The organism is Parabacteroides chinchillae (assembly GCF_900108035.1).
In the GTDB taxonomy this organism is placed as follows: domain Bacteria; phylum Bacteroidota; class Bacteroidia; order Bacteroidales; family Tannerellaceae; genus Parabacteroides; species Parabacteroides chinchillae.
Genome location: NZ_FNVS01000001.1, coordinates 70,655 through 90,176 on the forward strand (window position 1 = coordinate 70,655; position 19,522 = coordinate 90,176).

Below are 19,522 nucleotides of genomic sequence, written 5' to 3' on the forward strand. Positions count from 1 at the left end.
CAAGATTCCGGCTATCCATAAGAAAAGCGGCCTCACAAAAGGCCGCTTTTGAATTTCTTCAATCATTTATGTCAAGGTTTGGTATTTTATGTATTTTATTATAATTCTTTCAAATCCCGTATCGTCTGTAACGGATCAGGAGATTTAAAAACAAAACTACCTGCCACTAAGACATCTGCACCTGCATCTAACAGTCGTTTTCCGGTTTCCATATTAACGCCTCCATCTATTTCGATTAAAGTATTCAAACCTTTACGGGTTATCATTTCTTTCAAACGGACCGTTTTTTCCACTGTATGTTCAATGAAACGCTGTCCTCCGAAACCCGGATTAACAGACATAAGCAATACCATATCCACATCCTGGATAATGTCTTCCAATAGACAAACCGGAGTATGCGGGTTTAGAGTAACTGCCGCTTTCATTCCCGTTTCCTTAATTGCTGCCACCGTACGGTGCAAATGCGTACTTGCTTCATAATGTACATTCATCATATACGCACCTATAGCTGCAATTTCCCTGACGAACTTCTGAGGCTCAACTATCATCAGGTGAACATCCATTGGTTTCTTACAGATAGGCTTCAATGCCTCAAGCACAGGAAAGCCAAAAGAGATATTCGGAACAAATACGCCATCCATAATATCCAAGTGTAACCAGTCTGCATCACTATTATTTATCATTTCTACCTCTTCCTGCAAATGCATAAAGTCCGCAGACAATAAAGAGGGTGCTATTAAATGTTTCATAAATACTCTTTTGTTTTTTGCAAAGGTACATAAAAAGAAAGAGAACACTTACATAATAAATGTTCTCTTTCTCTAATTCTTTAATTCATTACTAAACCGCAGAGGTCTGCTCTCAACAGAGGTTCTGCATGATAAACCCTTGCAAACTGACTAAGGAAATCCAGCGTTTGCTTGCGAGGCATGCTGTTCTTGTCATCAGGGTTCTTTTTGGCTTTATTGTCCGCTTCATTCATACATTGAGTAGAAAGTCTTTTCATAGGCAACTGTTTTTTCTTTTGATATTAAAACGTTACCTTGTTCCACTTATTGCACGAAATGATATTATTTTATCAAATTATACCAAAGATAATTCTATGCTGTTTTCATCCGCCATACGGCGCATATTCAGGATAGCATATCTCATACGTCCTAAAGCCGTATTGATACTTACACCGGTTATATCAGCAATTTCTTTAAAGCTGAGATCCTGATAGTACCTCATTTCCAACACTTCACGCTGACTATCAGGCAAATGCCTAACCAATTTTTTCACATCCGAAAGAACCTGACGACGTACAATATTATCTTCGATTGTTCCGTCGCAAAGTTTTATATTATTAAAAAGGTCTACTTCAACCTCATCATTGGAGACTGTATTTTCGCTACGTTCCTGACGGAAATAGTCAATAATCAGATTATGGGCAATACGCGTTATCCATGCTTTAAACTTCCCGTTCTCTGTATACCGGCCTTGCTTAATAGTCATAATAACTTTTACAAAGGTCTCCTGGAAAATATCTTCCGTAAGATCTCTATTGCGTACTATAAAGTAAATATAGGAATGGATGCTGCTTTTATAACGACTTAACAAAACATCGAATGCAGCATTATCACCTTGCGCATAAAGGACAACCAGATCTTCGTCGGTCATCATTTTTAATGTACTCATTACTTTTCTTATTTTAAGTTTCCTTGAGTAACGTTTATGCTATAGGCTGTGAAGTTTTAATGTTATACAATGTTTATTATGGAAGCAAAAGAACAAAAACTATTTTAATTAGGCAAGTTTTTCATTTCTTTTTATAAAAAGAATGTCCCCTACCTGTACTTTTCACGTACAAATAGGGGACATTTCTGAACTAACTATGGCTTTTTAGAACTTATAGCCCAATGTCAAAGCCACACGCGTCGTATTTGTTTTCAAAGTTGCTCCCTGATTAAGGATTTCAATATCACCATCTTCCATTGGATATAAATTAGAGAAATTATAAGCATCTTCTTTATGTACTGTATACACATACGCCAAATCGGCATAGAAGTTAGGTGTAAAACGATAACCAAGGCCTATTGTATAATTGTTCACACCCCGGTCTATCGTATAGTTAGGAATAGTACCTACAGTAACTGTCTCAATTTTCTGGTCTCTCAAATCAGCTTTTACCGGACTACCGCTCCAAGCATAACCCGCGCGTACCGAAAACTGAGGTGTTATTCTGGCTTCCGCGCCTACACGTAAAGTATTTCCAATACCAAAATCTTCTTTTATATACGTATTTGTTTCCAGGTTTTCATTACCGTTTTCAAAATACATTTTCATGTTCTTGTAATTGGTTAGCTCATAATCAACACTGATTAACCCATACTTTCCGATAATTGCAGCAGCACTGAACAACCATTTATCAGGAGAACGGTACTGGTAATTCGAATATGCACCATCAGGGGTAGTAGCCCACTGATCGCCCCCCATCACACGCGAAGAACCTTTTGCGTAAAAATAATCTGTCATCTTATACCAGACAGGAGAATTATATGCAACGCCTAACCGGAAATAGTCTGACGGACGAACAATGGCTCCTATATTAAAAGAATAACCTGTACCATCCGTGCTAAGGGAATTTTCCAGTTTCAGATTACTGTCATCCGTAAATACTTCATTATACCAGGAAGAATAATCATAATTCAAATCCGTAATAGCCAACGTACCTCCCAACAAAAAAACATCAGAAAAATTTAATCCGAAAGCTATATTATACTGATCAATTGCACCTCTCTCCGTCACGTTCAAATCGGCTCCCGTCTGCTTCAGCCATTCTCCTGTTCCCGAATTTATATAAGAGCTGGAAAACTCTCTACTCCTATCACCTCCGATAGGATTCATAAAACCGGCATTATAGCCAAGAACAGACATCCACGGCAGATCGTTAGCATACGGGTCAAGCCCTTTTCCGTCTTTCAGGTCGTTTGCAATAAAACCAGGAGAGCGATGAGCTAAACGCGTTGACAACTCGGCAATATAATCGGACAGGGATGTGTTCAGTCCGCCGCCGGTACTCATAGTATAATTACGGCTATAGTTTTTTGCCCTATTGTAAGAGAAACCAACATTCCAGCTCACCAGACCTGCATCATTGGAGGTCGGGAAATAACCCACATAAGCTATATTGTCAAAATTTACTCTCGTACGGCTATTATCAACTTTATTACCCAGCCAATCAGATTTGGCAGAAACACTGGACAAACTTAACGTTGTAACAATTTCGGAACTACGATAAATTGCCAATCCAGCCGGGTTGCTATGCATTGCCGAAATATCTCCGCCCAAAGCACCAAACGCACCACCCATACTCAAATAACGCGCTGTTCCGTTCAGATCATTCTGAACAAATCTAAAAGCATCTAACTCGCCTTGTGAGAAAGCGGCACTGCTATATAAAGCGAGTGCCGACATTACGATCAATATCTTTTTCATCTTATTCTCTATTTAATCAACCTGATATCCTTTCTATCTACGGCCACCACCGGAACGGCTTCCGCCACCTCCTGACCTAACGCTACCGCCACTTGACCGGCTACCACCAAAACTACCACTTGAAGAACCTATGGAAGAACCACTGCTACGGGAAGGAGCTGTGTAACTTCTGGTTTCGGATGATGATGAACGGCTACTATTATTATATGAACGATTATTATTATAAGTACGGCTCGGTGCTGTATATTGACGGCTGAACGAAGAACGACCAGCGCTGCTACTTCTTTCAATCACGCGTGAACGGCTGGAGTTCACTGATGACGAACGGTTACCGGATGATGATGAAGAACTACGTCCTATAGAGGATCTGCTGCCGGCTCCGGAAGCCCCGCTTCTTGAATATGTGCCGGATCTGTCAGATGAAGATACACGTCCCGAACTACTTCGTCCCGTCGTAGAACTTCCTCTTAATGAAGAAGAAGTAGAACGGTCGCCTGCATAACTTCTTCCATTGGAAGTACGTCCGTTATATGTGCTTGTACCGGCATAGCTTCTGCCGCCAGAAGTACGTCCGTTATTATATTTCGTATATGGAGTTGCATAATACGGATAATGATGATGGTGTCCCCAATGGCCACCCCAGTAGCCGCCGCCCCATCCCCATGATGGACCATACCATGGATCATACCAACCACCATACCACGGGCTTGACCAACCGGCGTAAAATCCGCCCCAACCAAAGCCCCAGCGAGGTCCATACCATGAGGAGTAAGTCCACCAAGGACTGTAACCAATCCAAGGATCATACCAGCCTCCGCCATACCATGGGTTACCCCAGCTATTACCTATATTGATATTGAAGTTTACATTTGCATTTCCATCTGAATAATCGGTATCATAGCCATAACCATAATATCCGTCACTCAAATACAAATCAACCTGATCGGCACCAGCTATTGTAATTTTACTAGGTGAATGATAGCGAATAATACGTTCTGTATATTCCGTATCGGAACGACGTTCGGGAGCAGCTTTTGTTTGTACAACATCACTTTCCGTAAATTCATCGTCATCATTATAAGGTTCGTCTACATCTACAGAAGTGTAACGACGGTTATATTCGTCCACATCCCTGCTTGCACCATAAGCTGAGGTGGCTGAAGATGCGACTTCTCTCTTTGTTTGTATTACGTTTTTCTCTTCTACTTTTTCTTTCTTCTTATTCTTGCTTGAAGAGAAATACACATCATCAAAGAATTCTTCCTGGGCAGCAACACTGAAAGTCACCAGAAGCATAACTATCACAGATGTTAATTTCATGGGTTTCATATTTTTTCTCCTCTTCATTTATATATTCCTAATCGATATTTATATTTTAGACATTGAACCATCCCGATGGTTTAACTAGTATTTCTTTTTAAAGAATAAACACCTTGCACTATAGGTACAAATATAGCCTGTTATTAATGGAATCAAAGCATTTATATATACTTTAACTATCTATCACAGACAATACACGCTGTCTACAATTTAAGATGCATAAGAAGAACGTTTCGCTGCAAAACATCCCGATGATTTTTGAAAATGATCAGGATGTTTTGCAAAAATCATCGGGATGAGTTAAAAATATGAATGGTAGCTTTATTACGACCGACCTCAGTGCCGGTATTGATAAACGACTTGAAAAAATACAGAAGATGGAATAAATAAATTATCCGAAATGCGGTGGTTTCATACTGAGCTTCTTTTCAACAAAACTCTTCATAAAGGCCACTGTTTCGTCAATACCTAATACAGAAGCATCTATGGAAAAGTTATACGAAGAAGCGACGCCCCAAGCTTTATTTGTATAGTAATTGTAATAAGCGGCACGGGATTTATCCGTTTTAACTATCAATTCTTTCGCTTGCTCTACAGTAATTTGCTGACTCTCCAAAATCCTCTGAATACGATTTTCCATTGTATTATGGACAAAGAAACTGATACATGCAGTATCATCACGGAGGATATAATCGGCACAACGTCCGACCAGAATACACGATTCGGTCTCGGCCAACTTCCGGATGGCATCACTTTGCAACTTAAATAGTGCATCGTTAGACAAAATATCATTGAAAGGAGTAAACATACTCATATACGAATAGCCCATTGTAAAAGCATAGGCCAAGCCACTTGAAGCACGTTCGTCAGCCTGCTCAAATACATCTTCACACAATCCGCTTTCTTTTGCCGCTACGGACAACAATTCTTTATCGTAATAGGCAATGCCCAAAGATTTTGCCAGTTTTTGTCCTATTTCTCGTCCACCGCTTCCAAACTGCCGGCCGATGGTTAATACTATCCTATTATCCATAGAGTAAATCGTTAAAAATATTACAGCGTTAAAGATACAATTTTTTTTATTCTTTCGGCATACGTTTAAATTTTCTAAACTGATTCACCAAAACAATAGCCGTTACGATAGTTGCAGTTGCATCGGCCACCGGTATACTGATCCACACTCCGAGTGTCCCGAAAAACCGGGGAAGGATAATCAAGCAAGGTACAAGGAACAGCAACTGACGGGTAAGTGATAAGAAAATAGCTTTCTTGGACATACCTATGGAAAGGAAAAAGTTTGTTGCCACCATTTGAAATCCTACAATCGGAAATACAGCAAACACAATGTGCAAACCATACACGGAAGCATTAATTAATTCATCATCCACAGTAAACAACTGTACGATCAGTGAAGGAAACAACTGGCATAGTAAAAATCCAAAAGTAGCTACTCCAACAGCCCATTTAGTAGTCAGTTTAGTTACTTCCGTAACACGATGGAACTGGCGGGCTCCGAAATTATACCCGGCAATAGGCTGCATACCTTGGTTGAAACCCATTATGATCATAATAAAGAGAAAAACAATACGGTTTACAATGCCATACGCACCAATCGCCATATCGCCTCCATATTCTTTCAACCCTCTATTTATCAAAATTATAATCAGACACGAACACATATTCATCAGAAAAGGGGACATACCTATATATAGGATTCCTTTTACAATTTCTGATCTCAAATGAAATATGCCACGATGAAAATGAATCAACTGTTTCGGTTTTGAGAAATGAATAAACTGTCCCATCAGTGAAATCACCTGAGAAATAACCGTAGCCCAGGCCGAACCCTCAATGCCCCATCCGAAACCAAATATAAAAAGAGGATTCAAAACACAGTTTATTACAACCGAAGCCAATGTTGCATACATTGCCAACTTAGGGAAACCCGAAGAACGAAGTACAGCATTCAATCCCAGATACATATGAGTAACAACGTTGCCATATAAAATAACCCGCATATAATCGCGCGCATAAGAAATCGTATTTTCGCTGGCTCCAAAAAAATATAAAACCGGATCTAACAGAAAGAGAAAAACAAAAGTAAAAGTAACCCCTAACAGGATATTCAACATCAGTACATTTCCCAAAACCTTATTGGCTCCTTCATAATTTTTTTGTCCCAACTTAACAGATACCAAAGTAGAAGCTCCGACGCCAACAAGCGAACCAAAAGCTGCTGCTAAATTCATTAACGGAAAAGTTAAAGCCAAACCAGAAATAGCCAACGGACCAACACCATGTCCTATGAAAATGCTGTCTGCCATATTATAAAGAGAAGAAGCTGTCATCGCTATAATAGCCGGAATTGCATACTGGGTCAGTAACTTACCGATAGGTTCGGTACCTAATACCAAAGGAGAGTTTTGTTTTGCCATATATTATATTTTCTGCAAAGATACACACTTTTAGACTTAATTTTTACCTTTGCTTTTGTATAATGGATTATAAAATATGGCAGAAGAATTAATCATCAGGCAAGGTAATAAAGAAGATCAGTACAAAACTTTATTTCCACAAATTAAATCACTGGTAGACGGAGAGACTGATTTCGTCGCCAACATGGCCAACATTACAGCTGCATTAAAACAGACTTTCGATTTCTTTTGGGTTGGGTTTTACACTGTAAAAAACGAACAATTGGTATTATCTCCTTTTCAAGGACCTGTTGCCTGTACACGAATCCAATACGGAAAAGGCGTATGCGGCACAGCATGGAAAGAAGCACATACAATTATTGTTCCCGACGTAAATATGTTTCCGGGACATATAGCCTGCAATTCAGCCTCAAAGTCGGAAATTGTCGTACCCCTCATTAAAGAAGGGCAAGTTATAGCCGTATTGGATATAGACAGTGACAAACTGAACAGTTTCGACGAAACAGATTCAGCCTGTCTGGAAAAAATATGCAATCTTATTGTACACTGACCTGTCGACCGGCTGTATTAGCCCGAATCAAATTATTATACATAGCCTCACAATATACAGGCGGCAAATAGAAACGTCCCGGATAAACAGCACATAGATTAATTTTCACTGTCACTTGTCGGCCTGAAGGCAGATTATCAATGTAACTATATACACGATCGTCGCGAATATCCTGATAACTAACTCCTACCGTTTGTACACTTGTTGCACCTTCATTCAAGAAACGCGTATTAAGTATTTCCCATCCGGCAGGAAATATTTCGGTAAGTACCAAATTATTAAAGCCACGTGCCGTAGGGTTCTTTATAGTCACAACAGCAACAAAATTCGTTCCTTGTTCCAGATTGTCCACATTTACCGGACGGCCATTCATACCAACATAGCTAATGGCCATTGTTATACCATTTGAATATGCTTCTTCTTTACCCTGTTCAGGTATTCCTTCCATGATAACACGGGCAAACAAAGTAGACTTACCCGTATTCTTAATTTCCAAAGAAGCAGAAGAAGAGGCTTTTTTCAATAATACTTCAGACCATATATTCTTGGGACTAGTTACCTTTTCCGATTTTCCGGCACAGGAATAAGAAAAATCCATTGTTTCACCAACCTGGTAACGTTTTACATATTCGGACAAACTAACTAATGCAAATGCAGTGCTTTGTGTACTCAACCATTCATCCGAAGATAAAGATTTTGAAATTTCATTTGCCATACCGGCAGCTTCTTTACCTTTATCAAGCAAGCAGAGCGTCATAAGACGAATTGCATCGTCACGCAGATCACTGCCAAACGTCAAATCATATTCGGAATAGTCCATTTTCAAATTTGTAGTTTTAGATATTAAAGTATTGGCAACATCCGGACGGCCAATCAAAGCATATGCCGAAGCAAGCATCCAGCGGCTCACAGCAGACAATGAAGTATTTTCTTTCAGTCTGTTCATAGCTCCCACTTCAGGAAGTTGAGCCAGAGCCAACACATACAAACGATAAGACTGCGTCATCTCTTCCGAACGTTGATAATAGGATTGAACCGGTTTCCAATCCCGGGCCACTCTTCGCAGGTTATTCAAAACATTACGTTTAACAGATTCAGGCACCAGATAACCTTGTGCTTCGGCAGAAAGTATAAAATGGGTAGCATAAACAGTGCCCCATCCATTCGTACTGGTTCCGCCCGGCCAATAAGAGAAAGCTCCATCTACAGTTTGATATGAACGCAAACGGCGCAGCACCTCTTTTACAGCGCTCTCGGTAGAAATTTCCTGTTCTTTCGAAAGAAACACAAATTCCTCCAGGTATAATTGTGGAAATGCCTTTGATATAATCTGCTCAATACAACCATGCGGATAACCAAGAAGATAACCGAGACGCGCAGACAAATTAACAGGCTGTATATCCGACATTTCCAGGGTCAATGTATTTGTACCGTCAGTTCCCGGTAATTTAACTGCTTCTTTCCATGATTTTCCGGCATCCAGCGTAACAGGAATTACTTTGGTTTGAGAACGCCGTACGGAACGGATTTCAATATCGGCTTCATATACAGATTTATCACCTTTGCCAACCGCCGTAATCGTAATATGTCCAACTCCCGGAGTATCTTTCACACGAATACGGAACTGAGCTTGCTTATCTCCTTTCTTACCAAAATTCAAAATCTTTGCATCCTCTCCCACAACCAGCATATTATCCGAACAAGAAATAGAAACATCCACATTTCCCACACCATCTTCGGTGGCAAAAACAGTGGCGGGAACTATCATCTCTTCGCCTACGCCAATTACCCGTGGCAAAGTTCCAAGCAACATCACCGGTTTACGCACCATCACAGTTTTATCAGCATGGCCGTATGCCTCACCATTACCGGCTACTATCATCACTTTTACCCGTCCGTTATAATTTGGCATCTTATAGGAATGAGATTGCTTCTGCCCTTTCTTCAATAGGAAGGGTCCTTCAAACTGTACTACTGGTTTAAAGCGATTTACAATCGCTTTCGGGCCTTTATTCAAAGCATCGTCACCACCAATACTAAACAACTGTTCAATACGTCCGCCATAAGCTCCCAGCACATAGTTATATAAATCCCAGGTATTGACTCCCAGAGCCTCACGCGCATTAAAAGCTTTCCATGGTTCGGGTGTACGGAAACGGGTAAGATCCAAAAGCCCTTCATCCACAATAGCCAACGTATAAGCCATTTCGCGACCGCTTTGCTCTGAAACAACAACCGTATAATTACTTTCTGGCTTTATTTCATCCGGTGTTTGAATTACCGGAGTAAGATGACTCTCAGGAGAAGTAACTGTAAACGGAACTACTCCATATAACCGGATTGGCAAGTCATTTTGCGTAATTCCGTGCGGTTGCAATAATGTAACATACACGTATGCATTAGGTTGCATCTCAGGCGTAACATCCAGCTTAATGACAGTTTGTCCATCGCCACATTCATATTCCATAGTAGAAAGTACACGGCTTCCATTCTCAATATTCACAATAGCACGGCTCCCTTTGGAAGAAGGTATAGTAACAATCAATTTCTCACCCGGAGTATAATTATCCTTATCAGTCTTAAAACTCAACATGGTTGCAGCCTGGCTACCGTCGGCATTACGACGACCTTCATTGTAAGGCCAGTCATAATAGCTCATCACTCCGGTAGAATGCTTGCTATCTTTATCTTTAACCGAAATAAAATAAGTTCCCCATTGTTCGTCATTAAATGAGAGTTTGAACTGCCCTTTACCGTTTGTCCCGGTACGAACCGTGAAATTCTTAACCGGTTTGTTATATGACTCAGAAACATAATTTGCCAAATCGCTATTGTCCGAACTCCACCACCAATACCAGTATACTTTATATATAGAAACTTCCAACTCCGTATTAGATTGCGGATTACCTAAATAGTCAACCGAAGCAACCTCGTATGTATATTCTGTTCCGGTATTCAACTGTTCCTTCTCTTGTTGCGGAGACTTGATTCCGGCATATCGCCGATATGGAGAATAAAGCATCCGGTTAGCATCAATACTAAAGTCGCCCGATTCTTCATATACCCGTGTTACAAAGTTTGCCATAAGCATTCCGGGAGCAGAAGTTCCCGCCTCGAAACGGGCTTGAATAACCGCATTCCCATTTCCATCCGTAGTACCGGAAATCAATTTGCTTTCTTCACTATTGAATACCCGGGAGGGATCGTCAAAGTAGAAATCCTTATATCCCGTAAAACTTGTAGGTGCCGGGATAAACGTTCCTTGTATATCATATTTTAAATTGCGGGCTGTTGCTCCCTGCAACCATTCCACATGTAAATGGGCATCTATAGGTTCGTTACGCAACAAAGTCTTCTCCGGCATCGTTAGGTTTATTTTTAAACGGTTCGGTTTTATGGATTCAATACGTAGCCGTTTTGTAAAAGTAGCACCTCCCACATTAACATTTACATTCCAGGCACCTGTCGGAGCATCCGGTTCGGTGGGCATGTCAAACACATAAGTTCCCAACACGCCTTGTGTCTGTGTTTTTCGGGTATAAAGTTGTCCTAACGGATTATATAGTTCCATAACAACAGGATGATTAGCCGGCAATTGTTTCAAACCGTCATTCAGCATAAAACCTAAATGCAACGTATCACCCGGACGCCACACGCCCCGTTCTCCATAAATAAAACCTTTAATCCCCTTCTGTATCACTTCTCCCGATACATCAAACGAACTCAACGATAAAGCCGATCCATTATCCACACGAAGATACGAACGCTGTTTGCCTAAAGAGGCTATCAGGTAGAAAGGCTTGCCGGAAGCAAGTTTCAATTTCGCACAACCTTTATCATCCGTTACGCCTTTGGCTAAAACCTGATGTTGAAAGTTATAAACTGCTACGTCTACCTTTTTTTCGGGATGCGTACTTACTATATTGTGCACCAAGACAGTCATTTCATTATCCCCGCCGGCCATAGCCATAAGGCCAAGATTGGTTGCCAGTATATTTTTTCCTGTTACCTTATTATAATAATAACTGTTGGAACAAGGATTATTCCGTTCGTTATAGTTATAATCCGACCAGTTAAAATCTCCATTGTAATAATAATAACCGCCATCATCAAAACGGCTGCATTCTTCTTTGAACTTTATCTCATCCTCTGCCAATATTTGTTCTTTTGAAATTTTCGTTCCTCCGTCACAAGGATAAGCGGACAATTCTTTATTAAAAGACAATTCGACCCGATAAATAGCTCCAGGCTCAGGTTGTATCAGTTGTTTTAGGTCAATAGCAAAAGTATTCCACTTGGAAATATCCAGGGAAGCGTCATCGTCTAAAAAAATAGTCTTTCGCGCAACCAAGCGGCCAACCCGCATAAGATCCGAAGTTTCATTCAGATTATTCACCTGTAGAAACTGACCGATATTTTGTTCCAATACCTTAATTACACGTACTACCACACCACGAAGATATACTGCCTGGAAAGGAACAGTCAGTTGCGTTGATTGGGGAATAATAACCCCATTTCCAATAAAACGAACGGCGGGCAATGAAGTATTTATATCAACTTGCCGGACAACATCCTGTCCCAGCTTCAAACCGCTTTTACTCTTTATTTCCCTGTTTAAATGAACATTAAGCACACCTTCACGCTGGGCATCCGGATATAAACGAAGTTTATTGCCATCCATATTCACAGTCTCCGATGTATTACCGGCTATAAAGGCAAGTCCCTGCATATCTTGCGTTATATCCAATAACTTGGTAAAAGCAATCTCTACATATTTCTCCGGTTCGGAAACATAATTAACACTATACACAGAGAAATCGTTCACTGAGGGAATATCAACAGACAAAAGATCATCTTCCTGAACATCAGATTTATTGGGAGCTACAGAAACAACCAGTTTACGTGCACCATCAGTACCGGCTGCTACATTCATTAAGGAAACCTGATGCTTCTTACCATCCGGACTATGCAGCCAGACAGTCTCTACTTTTTCCGAAAACCGAATCAGAGCCTCAACAGTTTCGGGTGTTTCTTTATCAGGTGTATACAAAGTGCACACAACATCATATCCATTCTCATTTTTAGCATTCACATTTATTGACTCCACATTAGCCCGAAAGGTAAGCGGGTTTGTAGAGAATTTAAAAGTAAAATACCTGTCTTTTCCTTTGGCATCAAACCACTCGGAAAGATCTGCAGTAATTTTATATGCCGTATTGCGTTCAAAGTTTTTAGCAGGTCTAAACACTATAGTCTGCCCATTCTCGAAAGAAAAAGCACCCTTTACTTCCGGTTTTATACGAATCAGTTTATTTAACTGTTCCGCATTCATTTTATCAGCCGGGACTTCTTGATTAAGAATCAAATACACGGGAGCATATCTCGATATTTTACCAGAAGTAAAAGCTTCTACATAGGGACTGAATGCCAATTCTCCGTTATCACTATTCTTCGTATTACAACCGGAAAACAATGTAAGAAGATATAAAGAACAAATCAAGTACAGATACTTTGCCATAACGATTGATATTAACGTAAATACTGTCTATGACAAAGATAATCTTTTCTCTTAATCAGTCTATCTAAAAATAGAAAAATCCATATATTAGCGTCCTAATCAGAATAAAAAGATGTTCTACAAAAACATAAAACGCAGACCTGTCAAACTACTTATGAGCCTCGTTGCACTTTTGGGTATTCTATGGGGGATCATGTATATTATTGTTCCGCGCACTCTGTTTCCTGACATCTATTCTACACTACTTTACTCGGCCGAAGGGAACTTGTTAGGAGCACGTATTGCACCTGACGGACAATGGAGGTTTCCTGCAACAGACTCACTACCCGAGAAATTCGCCAAATGTCTGATAACTTACGAAGACAAAAGATTCTATTATCATCCGGGAGTAGACATAGTAGCGATAACACGTGCCCTCAAACTGAACAGCCAGGCCAAACGTATTATAAGCGGAGGGAGCACCCTTACCATGCAACTAGCACGTATTGCCAGAGGAAACAAACAACGGTCTTTTTATGAAAAAGGAATAGAAATGTGTTGGGCTGTTTTTCTGGAAACAATCTACAGCAAAAATGAAATATTAAATCTATATGCTTCTCATGCCCCTTTCGGCGGGAACGTAATCGGAGCAGAAACCGCAGCTTGGCGATATTTCGGACGGAGTCTCGATAATTTATCATGGGCAGAATATGCAACATTGGCTGTATTGCCAAACTCACCGGCAATGATTCATCCCGGACGTAACCGTAAACAACTCAAAGATAAAAGAGACAAGCTTCTTGGTTTGTTAGTAAACCAAAATATCATTGACAGTACCGAATATGAACTATCCTGCATGGAACCTCTACCGGATGCTCCTCTACCGTTGCCCAATGATGCACCTCATTTATTAGAAAGGCTGGCAGCGGATATGCCGGGTGAGCGTATCACCACGTCGGTAAAACAAACATTACAACAGCAAGTACAAGAAATGGTAAACCGTTATGCCTTAGAGTATAGTTCAAACCATATTAACAACTTAGCAGCCATTATTACCAATGTAGAAACAGGAGAAGTAATAGCATACGCCGGGAATGTTACTCTCAAAGGCGATGATAAGAAAGGAAATCAGGTAGATATCATTATCTCGCCACGTAGCACCGGTAGTATATTAAAACCTTTACTTTATGCCGGAATGTTACATGACGGATTAATTTTACCCTCAACTCTGATTTCGGACGTCCCTTTAAATATAAACGGATTCATGCCCCAGAATTTCAATAAAACCTTCTACGGAGCCGTTCCTGCACATGTTGCAATAGAACGTTCTCTAAATGTGCCGTTAGTACGAATGCTATCCCAATACAACACCGGACGCTTTATGCAACTACTGAAAACATGGGGAATGACGACCTTACGTTTTCCCGAAGAACATTACGGAGCCTCCCTGATCCTGGGAGGAGCCGAAGGTACTTTATGGGACCTTACAGGCATGTATGCCTCCATATCGCGAGTGTTGTCACATTACCGGAAATATAACGGAAGATATAATGCTGCCGACATACATCCTTTAAGTCCTTTTCCCGTAATAGAAAGAAATCCCGTACAATACGTTACTGATAAAAGGCTGACAGACATCCCTTCCCTTTCTGCTGCCTCTTTATGGTTTACGGCAGAAGCCATGTCCGCCCTAAACCGTCCGGAAGAAGAAGCCGACTGGCAACAATTTGAATCGATGAAAAAAATTGCGTGGAAAACCGGAACAAGCTATGGAGGGCGGGATGCATGGGCTATAGGCTTCACACCTCATTACGCGGTAGGTGTCTGGGTAGGAAATGCGTCAGGGGAAGGACGTCCGGGATTGACAGGAGTAGGAAATGCCGCCCCTGTATTATTTGACTTGTTCTCCCTACTCCCGGGCAACGACTGGTTCGACATGCCTTACGACGAAATGGAACAAGTTGCTATTTGCAGGCATAGCGGCCACAAAGCTTCTGCTATATGTGAACAGGTTGACACACTATATATACCACGTTCCGGTAACAATACAACAATATGTCCTTATCATAAACTGGTACATCTTTCTGCAAATGGCAAATACAGAGTAAACAGTTCATGTGAATCGATAAACAATATGATTACACGCTCATGGTTCATATTACCACCTTCACAAGAATATTATTATAAAAACTACCACATAGATTATATCCCGCTTCCTCCGTTTAAACCAGGATGCGAACAAGTACAAAGCCGCCAAATAGAACTGATTTATCCGGAACATAATGCCGTACTATTCCTGCCAAAGGGCTTTTCAGGTCAACAAGAGAAATTTGTATTCAAAGCCGCCCATGCCCGTAAAGAGGCAACAATATACTGGCACCTGGACAAGTCTTATTTGGGGGAAACAACCGGGAATCATCAGATTGCTTGCATCGTACCTGCCGGAAAGCATCTTCTCACCCTCATTGACAACTCAGGTAATCAACGAAAGATTATGTTTGAAGTAAAATAACAGGAAGGTATTATTACTCTTTAGGTAACATTTTCTTCAGCAACAAATAACCGCATAAACCGGAAATGAACGATCCGGAAAACACACCAAGTTTAGCCTGATTCAAAAGATCAATGCCTACAGGCGTATCCGAACCAAAAGAAAGGTTGGCAATAAACAAGGCCACCGTAAAACCGATTCCTCCCAACATAGACACACCCAGAAGTGTCCGTTTACTCATTCCTGTGGGCATAGAAACAATGCCGGATTTAACAAACAGATATGAAAAGGAGAATATTCCCACTGTCTTACCAACAAACAAACCGGCCAACACTGCCAACGGAACATTCAGCAACGTCTGCGGCTGAATATTGCCAAAGGTCACTCCGGCATTAACAAATGCAAACAAAGGAAGGATCAGGTAATTTACCAACGGATGAAGCTTATCGGCAATACTCTGTAACGGGCTGATTGTCTTATCCGCCAAAGAATGGATATTATTAAGTACCTGGATTTGAGTCGGAGTCAACACCGCCGCTTGCTTTGACTGTTTCACCTCCGTATAATCCAGCATATCCAAATACCCGGTCATGTCGCAAGTAAAATCATCCAGCTTAACCACCGGACGTGCAGGAACCGTAAATGCCACCAATACCCCGGCTATAGTAGGATGAACCCCCGATTCCAGAAATAACAACCACACAATAAAGCCGGCCACATAATAAAACAGACTATTATGAATCCCGAGTTTACCGCCAACATATAGCAATGCCAAAATAGCAATAGATATCAATAACGGCACGGAAGCAATCTCGCCACTATAAAATAAAGCAATAATAATAATCCCACCTATATCATCCACTACGGCCAAAGCCGTAAGAAAAATACGCATACTCAGCGGCACCCGTTTGCCCAATAATCCTAAAACAGCCAAAGCAAAAGCTATGTCTGTAGCCATCGGGATTGCAGCACCTCTGGCCTCCGGCCCGGAACTACATACCAGTATATAAAACAGAACCGGAACTATCATACCTCCGCATGCCGCAATTACAGGAAGCAACGCTTTCCGTACGGAACATAGTTCCCCTATCAGTATCTCCTGTTTGATTTCGAGGCCAATCACAAAGAAAAAGACGGCCATCAGGGCATCATTCACAAAAGCTAACATGGACATCGGTTCTCCCTGGTGCGAAAAGAAATTGAATGTCCAAGCCTGCAAATTGATCGGAAAAGATAATAATTGGTGATACGTACCCTCCCAAGGGGAATTGGCTAAGATCATGGCTATAACAGTGGCCATAAACAGCAACAGACTAGCGTTCGTTTTTTGTATGGCAAAACGGCGCAACGGTTTAAGGATAACATGAATAGTACGGTCCATAAAAAATAAATTATGCGGAGATACACCATTGGGCGGATGCATCTCCGTATGTTTTTCTAACAACCCACAGCTTCGGCTTTTTCTGCTTGCTCCAGTTTATATGCGCTGCGTGTAAGTTTCTCTACCCAGACGACAAAGATACCTGTTAATATTAAATTAAACACAATAGTTAACACGGAAATTATAAGGGCGGGACCTCCTAAATTATAACCTAATGCTATAAAGATAACCCCGGCTCCCACTTCTCCACGGGTAAACATACCTATCGAAAGCGCCAGGCGTTCACGCTTGCGCCGTTCGCGATAAAAGAAGATAGGAAACAGTTTTCCTATATTAGACAGGAAAGAAACAACCACTACGTGCAAAATAATCATAGGCCATGACATCATGGGTTGCGCCCCCGTAATAGTGGCCACTTCGGACGACTGTCCTGCAAAGTCAATACCCAGGAATACCGGCATGCTGACACCCACAAGAAACATAAAAAGGTAAGAAATAAGATCGGCCACACGATGTTCTACCTTTGTATCGATATGCTTATGCCTCATAATCATACCTACAACAAATGCAGGAAGAAGCACTTCAATGTGAATACTTCCGTCTTCACCATACATCTTTTTAGAGACCAGATAAATAATCTGCGTTATGGCAAAAGTAACGACGGCATAGGTCAAAATGGCTTTCCAATCCTGGCGCACATTATACGAACCCATTTTTTTCCATCCCAGAATAAGCAAAAGCACAACGACCAGAATAATAACGCCCAACTGCCAACGCAAGCCTATCATCATAATTTGCAAAGGTATCATCAGCAAGATAGTATCGAGGTCGTCAAAGATGGCCAACACTTGCACTTTCTTGTACACCCACGAAGCCTTCAGTCCTGCCGCAGCCAGCATGGTAAACAAGATGCCGGCAGAAGTAGGCGCGGCAAAACGGCTCAACAATAAATTCTCTTTCCAGGCGTCCCATTGCCCCCAATACATTTCGGGAAGCAATATAAACATATAATATAACGCCACAAATATCCAGGGAAAAGCAGCCGTTGCCATTGCGATGAAATAGTCTTCGGTATATGATTTCCAGCGTGTCTTATCAATCTCGAACTCCCGGCCTACATTAATCATAATGAATGACAGACAAACAAAGAGAAAGGTATTAGACACTGTCTTTACCAATGAATAGTTATCACCTGCCAGAGAAGGCAATATTTGTGAAACAACCAATCCTGACACTAAAAAGAAAGAAAACAATAGTACTTTTTTCATTCGCAAATCTATTTTATTAATTGAAACAATTGATATATAAGTTTTGTTGATAACGGTTAGCCAAAGGGCTCCCCACTCTCCCCTCCCTACGCTTTCGCTTTAGGCTGTGAAGAGGTTCGCAGCGTACGGTACTGAGCAATCCCCCTTACTAGGGAGAATTTATCTCCCTAGTAAGGGAGAAATCATCCCGCCAGGTAGGGAGAAGTTATCCCCCCAGGTAGGGAGATGACTCCGTGCCCTACGGTGCAAAACATAGAATAGCCACAGTGGAGAGGTCCGGTTCATAGAAGCCGGGCTGTTTCCACCTTAAGCAGGCGGCTCTTGAGACGTTCTGCTTTTCCCAGACGGATACGGAGTGTCATTTCACAGTCCATGTCGAAGTGTTGGGAGATAATCACCGGATTATCTTCTTTTACAATGCGCATGATACTGTTCAGGTAGGGATACTCAAAGACAACGGTAATATCTTCATCTACCGTTCGTTCTTCTATTTCGGCGGCAGCAATGGCTTCGGCGGCGGCTGTGCGGTAAGCTACAATGAGCCCGCTGGTGCCCAGCTCAATTCCTCCAAAATAGCGGACTACAATGATAAGGATGTCTGTCAGTTCGTTCGAATTGATCTGCCCAAGAATGGGCTTACCGGCCGTAGACGAGGGTTCGCCGTCATCATTGGCACGAAAGGTTTGACGATCTGCTCCAAGCATATAAGCCCAACATACGTGGCGGGCATCATAGTATTGCTTACGGTATTGCTCCAGTTGCATCTTCACGTCATCGACCGTACGCACCGGAATAGCATACGAAATAAAGCGGCTGCGCTTTTCCGTATAATATCCTTCTGCTACTTGTTTGATGGTTCTGTAACTGTCGTTTGCCATAAATTAATCAGGTATATGTGTTTTTTGTTCTTCGCGATAAGCGCGAAAGTCTTTCATTATCTCTTCAATTTCTTCTATAAAATAAGGATCTTTTACGTGCTTCTTCACAGCTTCAAAATAGGTTTCGATAGCAGGAAGCGCACAGATATCCTGTCCGCGCAACACGAAGTAAGGTTCATCCTTCTCGGCACATTGCTTTATCATTTGAATGGGATTCTTCATTCT

At 41.3% G+C, this 19,522-nt stretch carries 14 protein-coding genes; 2 read left to right on the plus strand and 12 right to left on the minus strand.

Annotated features, from left to right (window positions below; translation table 11 throughout):
* Positions 1-98: 98 nt before the first annotated feature.
* From rpe to C4S38_RS00310, 7 genes are all read right to left on the minus strand, one after another.
* Entirely contained in the window at positions 99-749 is a 651-nt protein-coding gene (gene rpe / locus C4S38_RS00285) for a ribulose-phosphate 3-epimerase (protein WP_103982059.1), read from the minus strand.
* 80 nt (positions 750-829) lie between these two features.
* On the minus strand, positions 830-1,006 hold the full coding sequence (locus tag C4S38_RS15875) for a hypothetical protein (RefSeq protein ID WP_199163430.1): 177 nt from the start codon (positions 1,004-1,006) through the stop codon (positions 830-832).
* A gap of 77 nt (positions 1,007-1,083) precedes the next feature.
* The gene (locus tag C4S38_RS00290; RefSeq protein ID WP_099465418.1) at positions 1,084-1,677 is read right to left on the minus strand and encodes an RNA polymerase sigma factor; all 594 of its coding nucleotides are present in this window, start codon (positions 1,675-1,677) and stop codon (positions 1,084-1,086) included.
* A gap of 204 nt (positions 1,678-1,881) precedes the next feature.
* Positions 1,882-3,477, minus strand: a complete 1,596-nt coding sequence (locus tag C4S38_RS00295; RefSeq protein WP_103982060.1) for an OmpP1/FadL family transporter — start codon at positions 3,475-3,477, stop codon at positions 1,882-1,884.
* A 33-nt stretch (positions 3,478-3,510) separates the two neighbouring features.
* Positions 3,511-4,806 (minus strand): hypothetical protein, encoded by a 1,296-nt coding sequence (locus C4S38_RS00300; RefSeq protein ID WP_103982061.1) that lies wholly within the window; start codon positions 4,804-4,806, stop codon positions 3,511-3,513.
* 382 nt (positions 4,807-5,188) lie between these two features.
* Positions 5,189-5,830, minus strand: coding sequence for a cytidylate kinase-like family protein (locus C4S38_RS00305; protein WP_103982062.1), 642 nt, complete (start codon positions 5,828-5,830; stop codon positions 5,189-5,191).
* A 46-nt stretch (positions 5,831-5,876) separates the two neighbouring features.
* Positions 5,877-7,232, minus strand: a complete 1,356-nt coding sequence (locus C4S38_RS00310; protein WP_103982063.1) for an MATE family efflux transporter — start codon at positions 7,230-7,232, stop codon at positions 5,877-5,879.
* A 76-nt stretch (positions 7,233-7,308) separates the two neighbouring features.
* Here C4S38_RS00310 and C4S38_RS00315 point away from each other — a divergent pair, with 76 nt between their 5' ends.
* Complete coding sequence (locus tag C4S38_RS00315) at positions 7,309-7,782, plus strand: GAF domain-containing protein (protein WP_103982064.1); 474 nt, start codon at positions 7,309-7,311, stop codon at positions 7,780-7,782.
* Here the strand turns inward: C4S38_RS00315 and C4S38_RS00320 are convergent.
* Positions 7,769-13,300 carry an alpha-2-macroglobulin family protein gene (locus C4S38_RS00320; protein ID WP_103982065.1) on the minus strand — a complete coding sequence of 1,844 codons (5,532 nt, stop codon included), beginning with the start codon at positions 13,298-13,300 and terminating at the stop codon, positions 7,769-7,771. The two genes, C4S38_RS00315 and C4S38_RS00320, sit on opposite strands and share 14 nt — an antisense overlap.
* Positions 13,301-13,454: 154 nt before the next feature.
* Between C4S38_RS00320 and pbpC the strand changes: the two genes are divergently transcribed.
* Positions 13,455-15,791 (plus strand): penicillin-binding protein 1C, encoded by a 2,337-nt coding sequence (gene pbpC, locus C4S38_RS00325; RefSeq protein ID WP_103982307.1) that lies wholly within the window; start codon positions 13,455-13,457, stop codon positions 15,789-15,791.
* 13 nt (positions 15,792-15,804) lie between these two features.
* Here pbpC and nhaA read toward each other — a convergent pair whose 3' ends face one another.
* The 4 genes from nhaA to C4S38_RS00345 form a co-directional block, all read right to left on the minus strand.
* Positions 15,805-17,151 carry a Na+/H+ antiporter NhaA gene (gene nhaA, locus C4S38_RS00330; RefSeq protein WP_099465520.1) on the minus strand — a complete coding sequence of 449 codons (1,347 nt, stop codon included), beginning with the start codon at positions 17,149-17,151 and terminating at the stop codon, positions 15,805-15,807.
* 56 nt (positions 17,152-17,207) lie between these two features.
* Positions 17,208-18,419 carry a cation:proton antiporter family protein gene (locus C4S38_RS00335; RefSeq protein ID WP_103982066.1) on the minus strand — a complete coding sequence of 404 codons (1,212 nt, stop codon included), beginning with the start codon at positions 18,417-18,419 and terminating at the stop codon, positions 17,208-17,210.
* A gap of 281 nt (positions 18,420-18,700) precedes the next feature.
* Positions 18,701-19,297 carry an IMPACT family protein gene (locus C4S38_RS00340; RefSeq protein ID WP_103982067.1) on the minus strand — a complete coding sequence of 199 codons (597 nt, stop codon included), beginning with the start codon at positions 19,295-19,297 and terminating at the stop codon, positions 18,701-18,703.
* Positions 19,298-19,300: 3 nt separating this feature from the next.
* The gene (locus tag C4S38_RS00345) at positions 19,301-19,519 is read right to left on the minus strand and encodes a hypothetical protein (RefSeq protein WP_103982068.1); all 219 of its coding nucleotides are present in this window, start codon (positions 19,517-19,519) and stop codon (positions 19,301-19,303) included.
* Positions 19,520-19,522 lie beyond the last annotated feature (3 nt).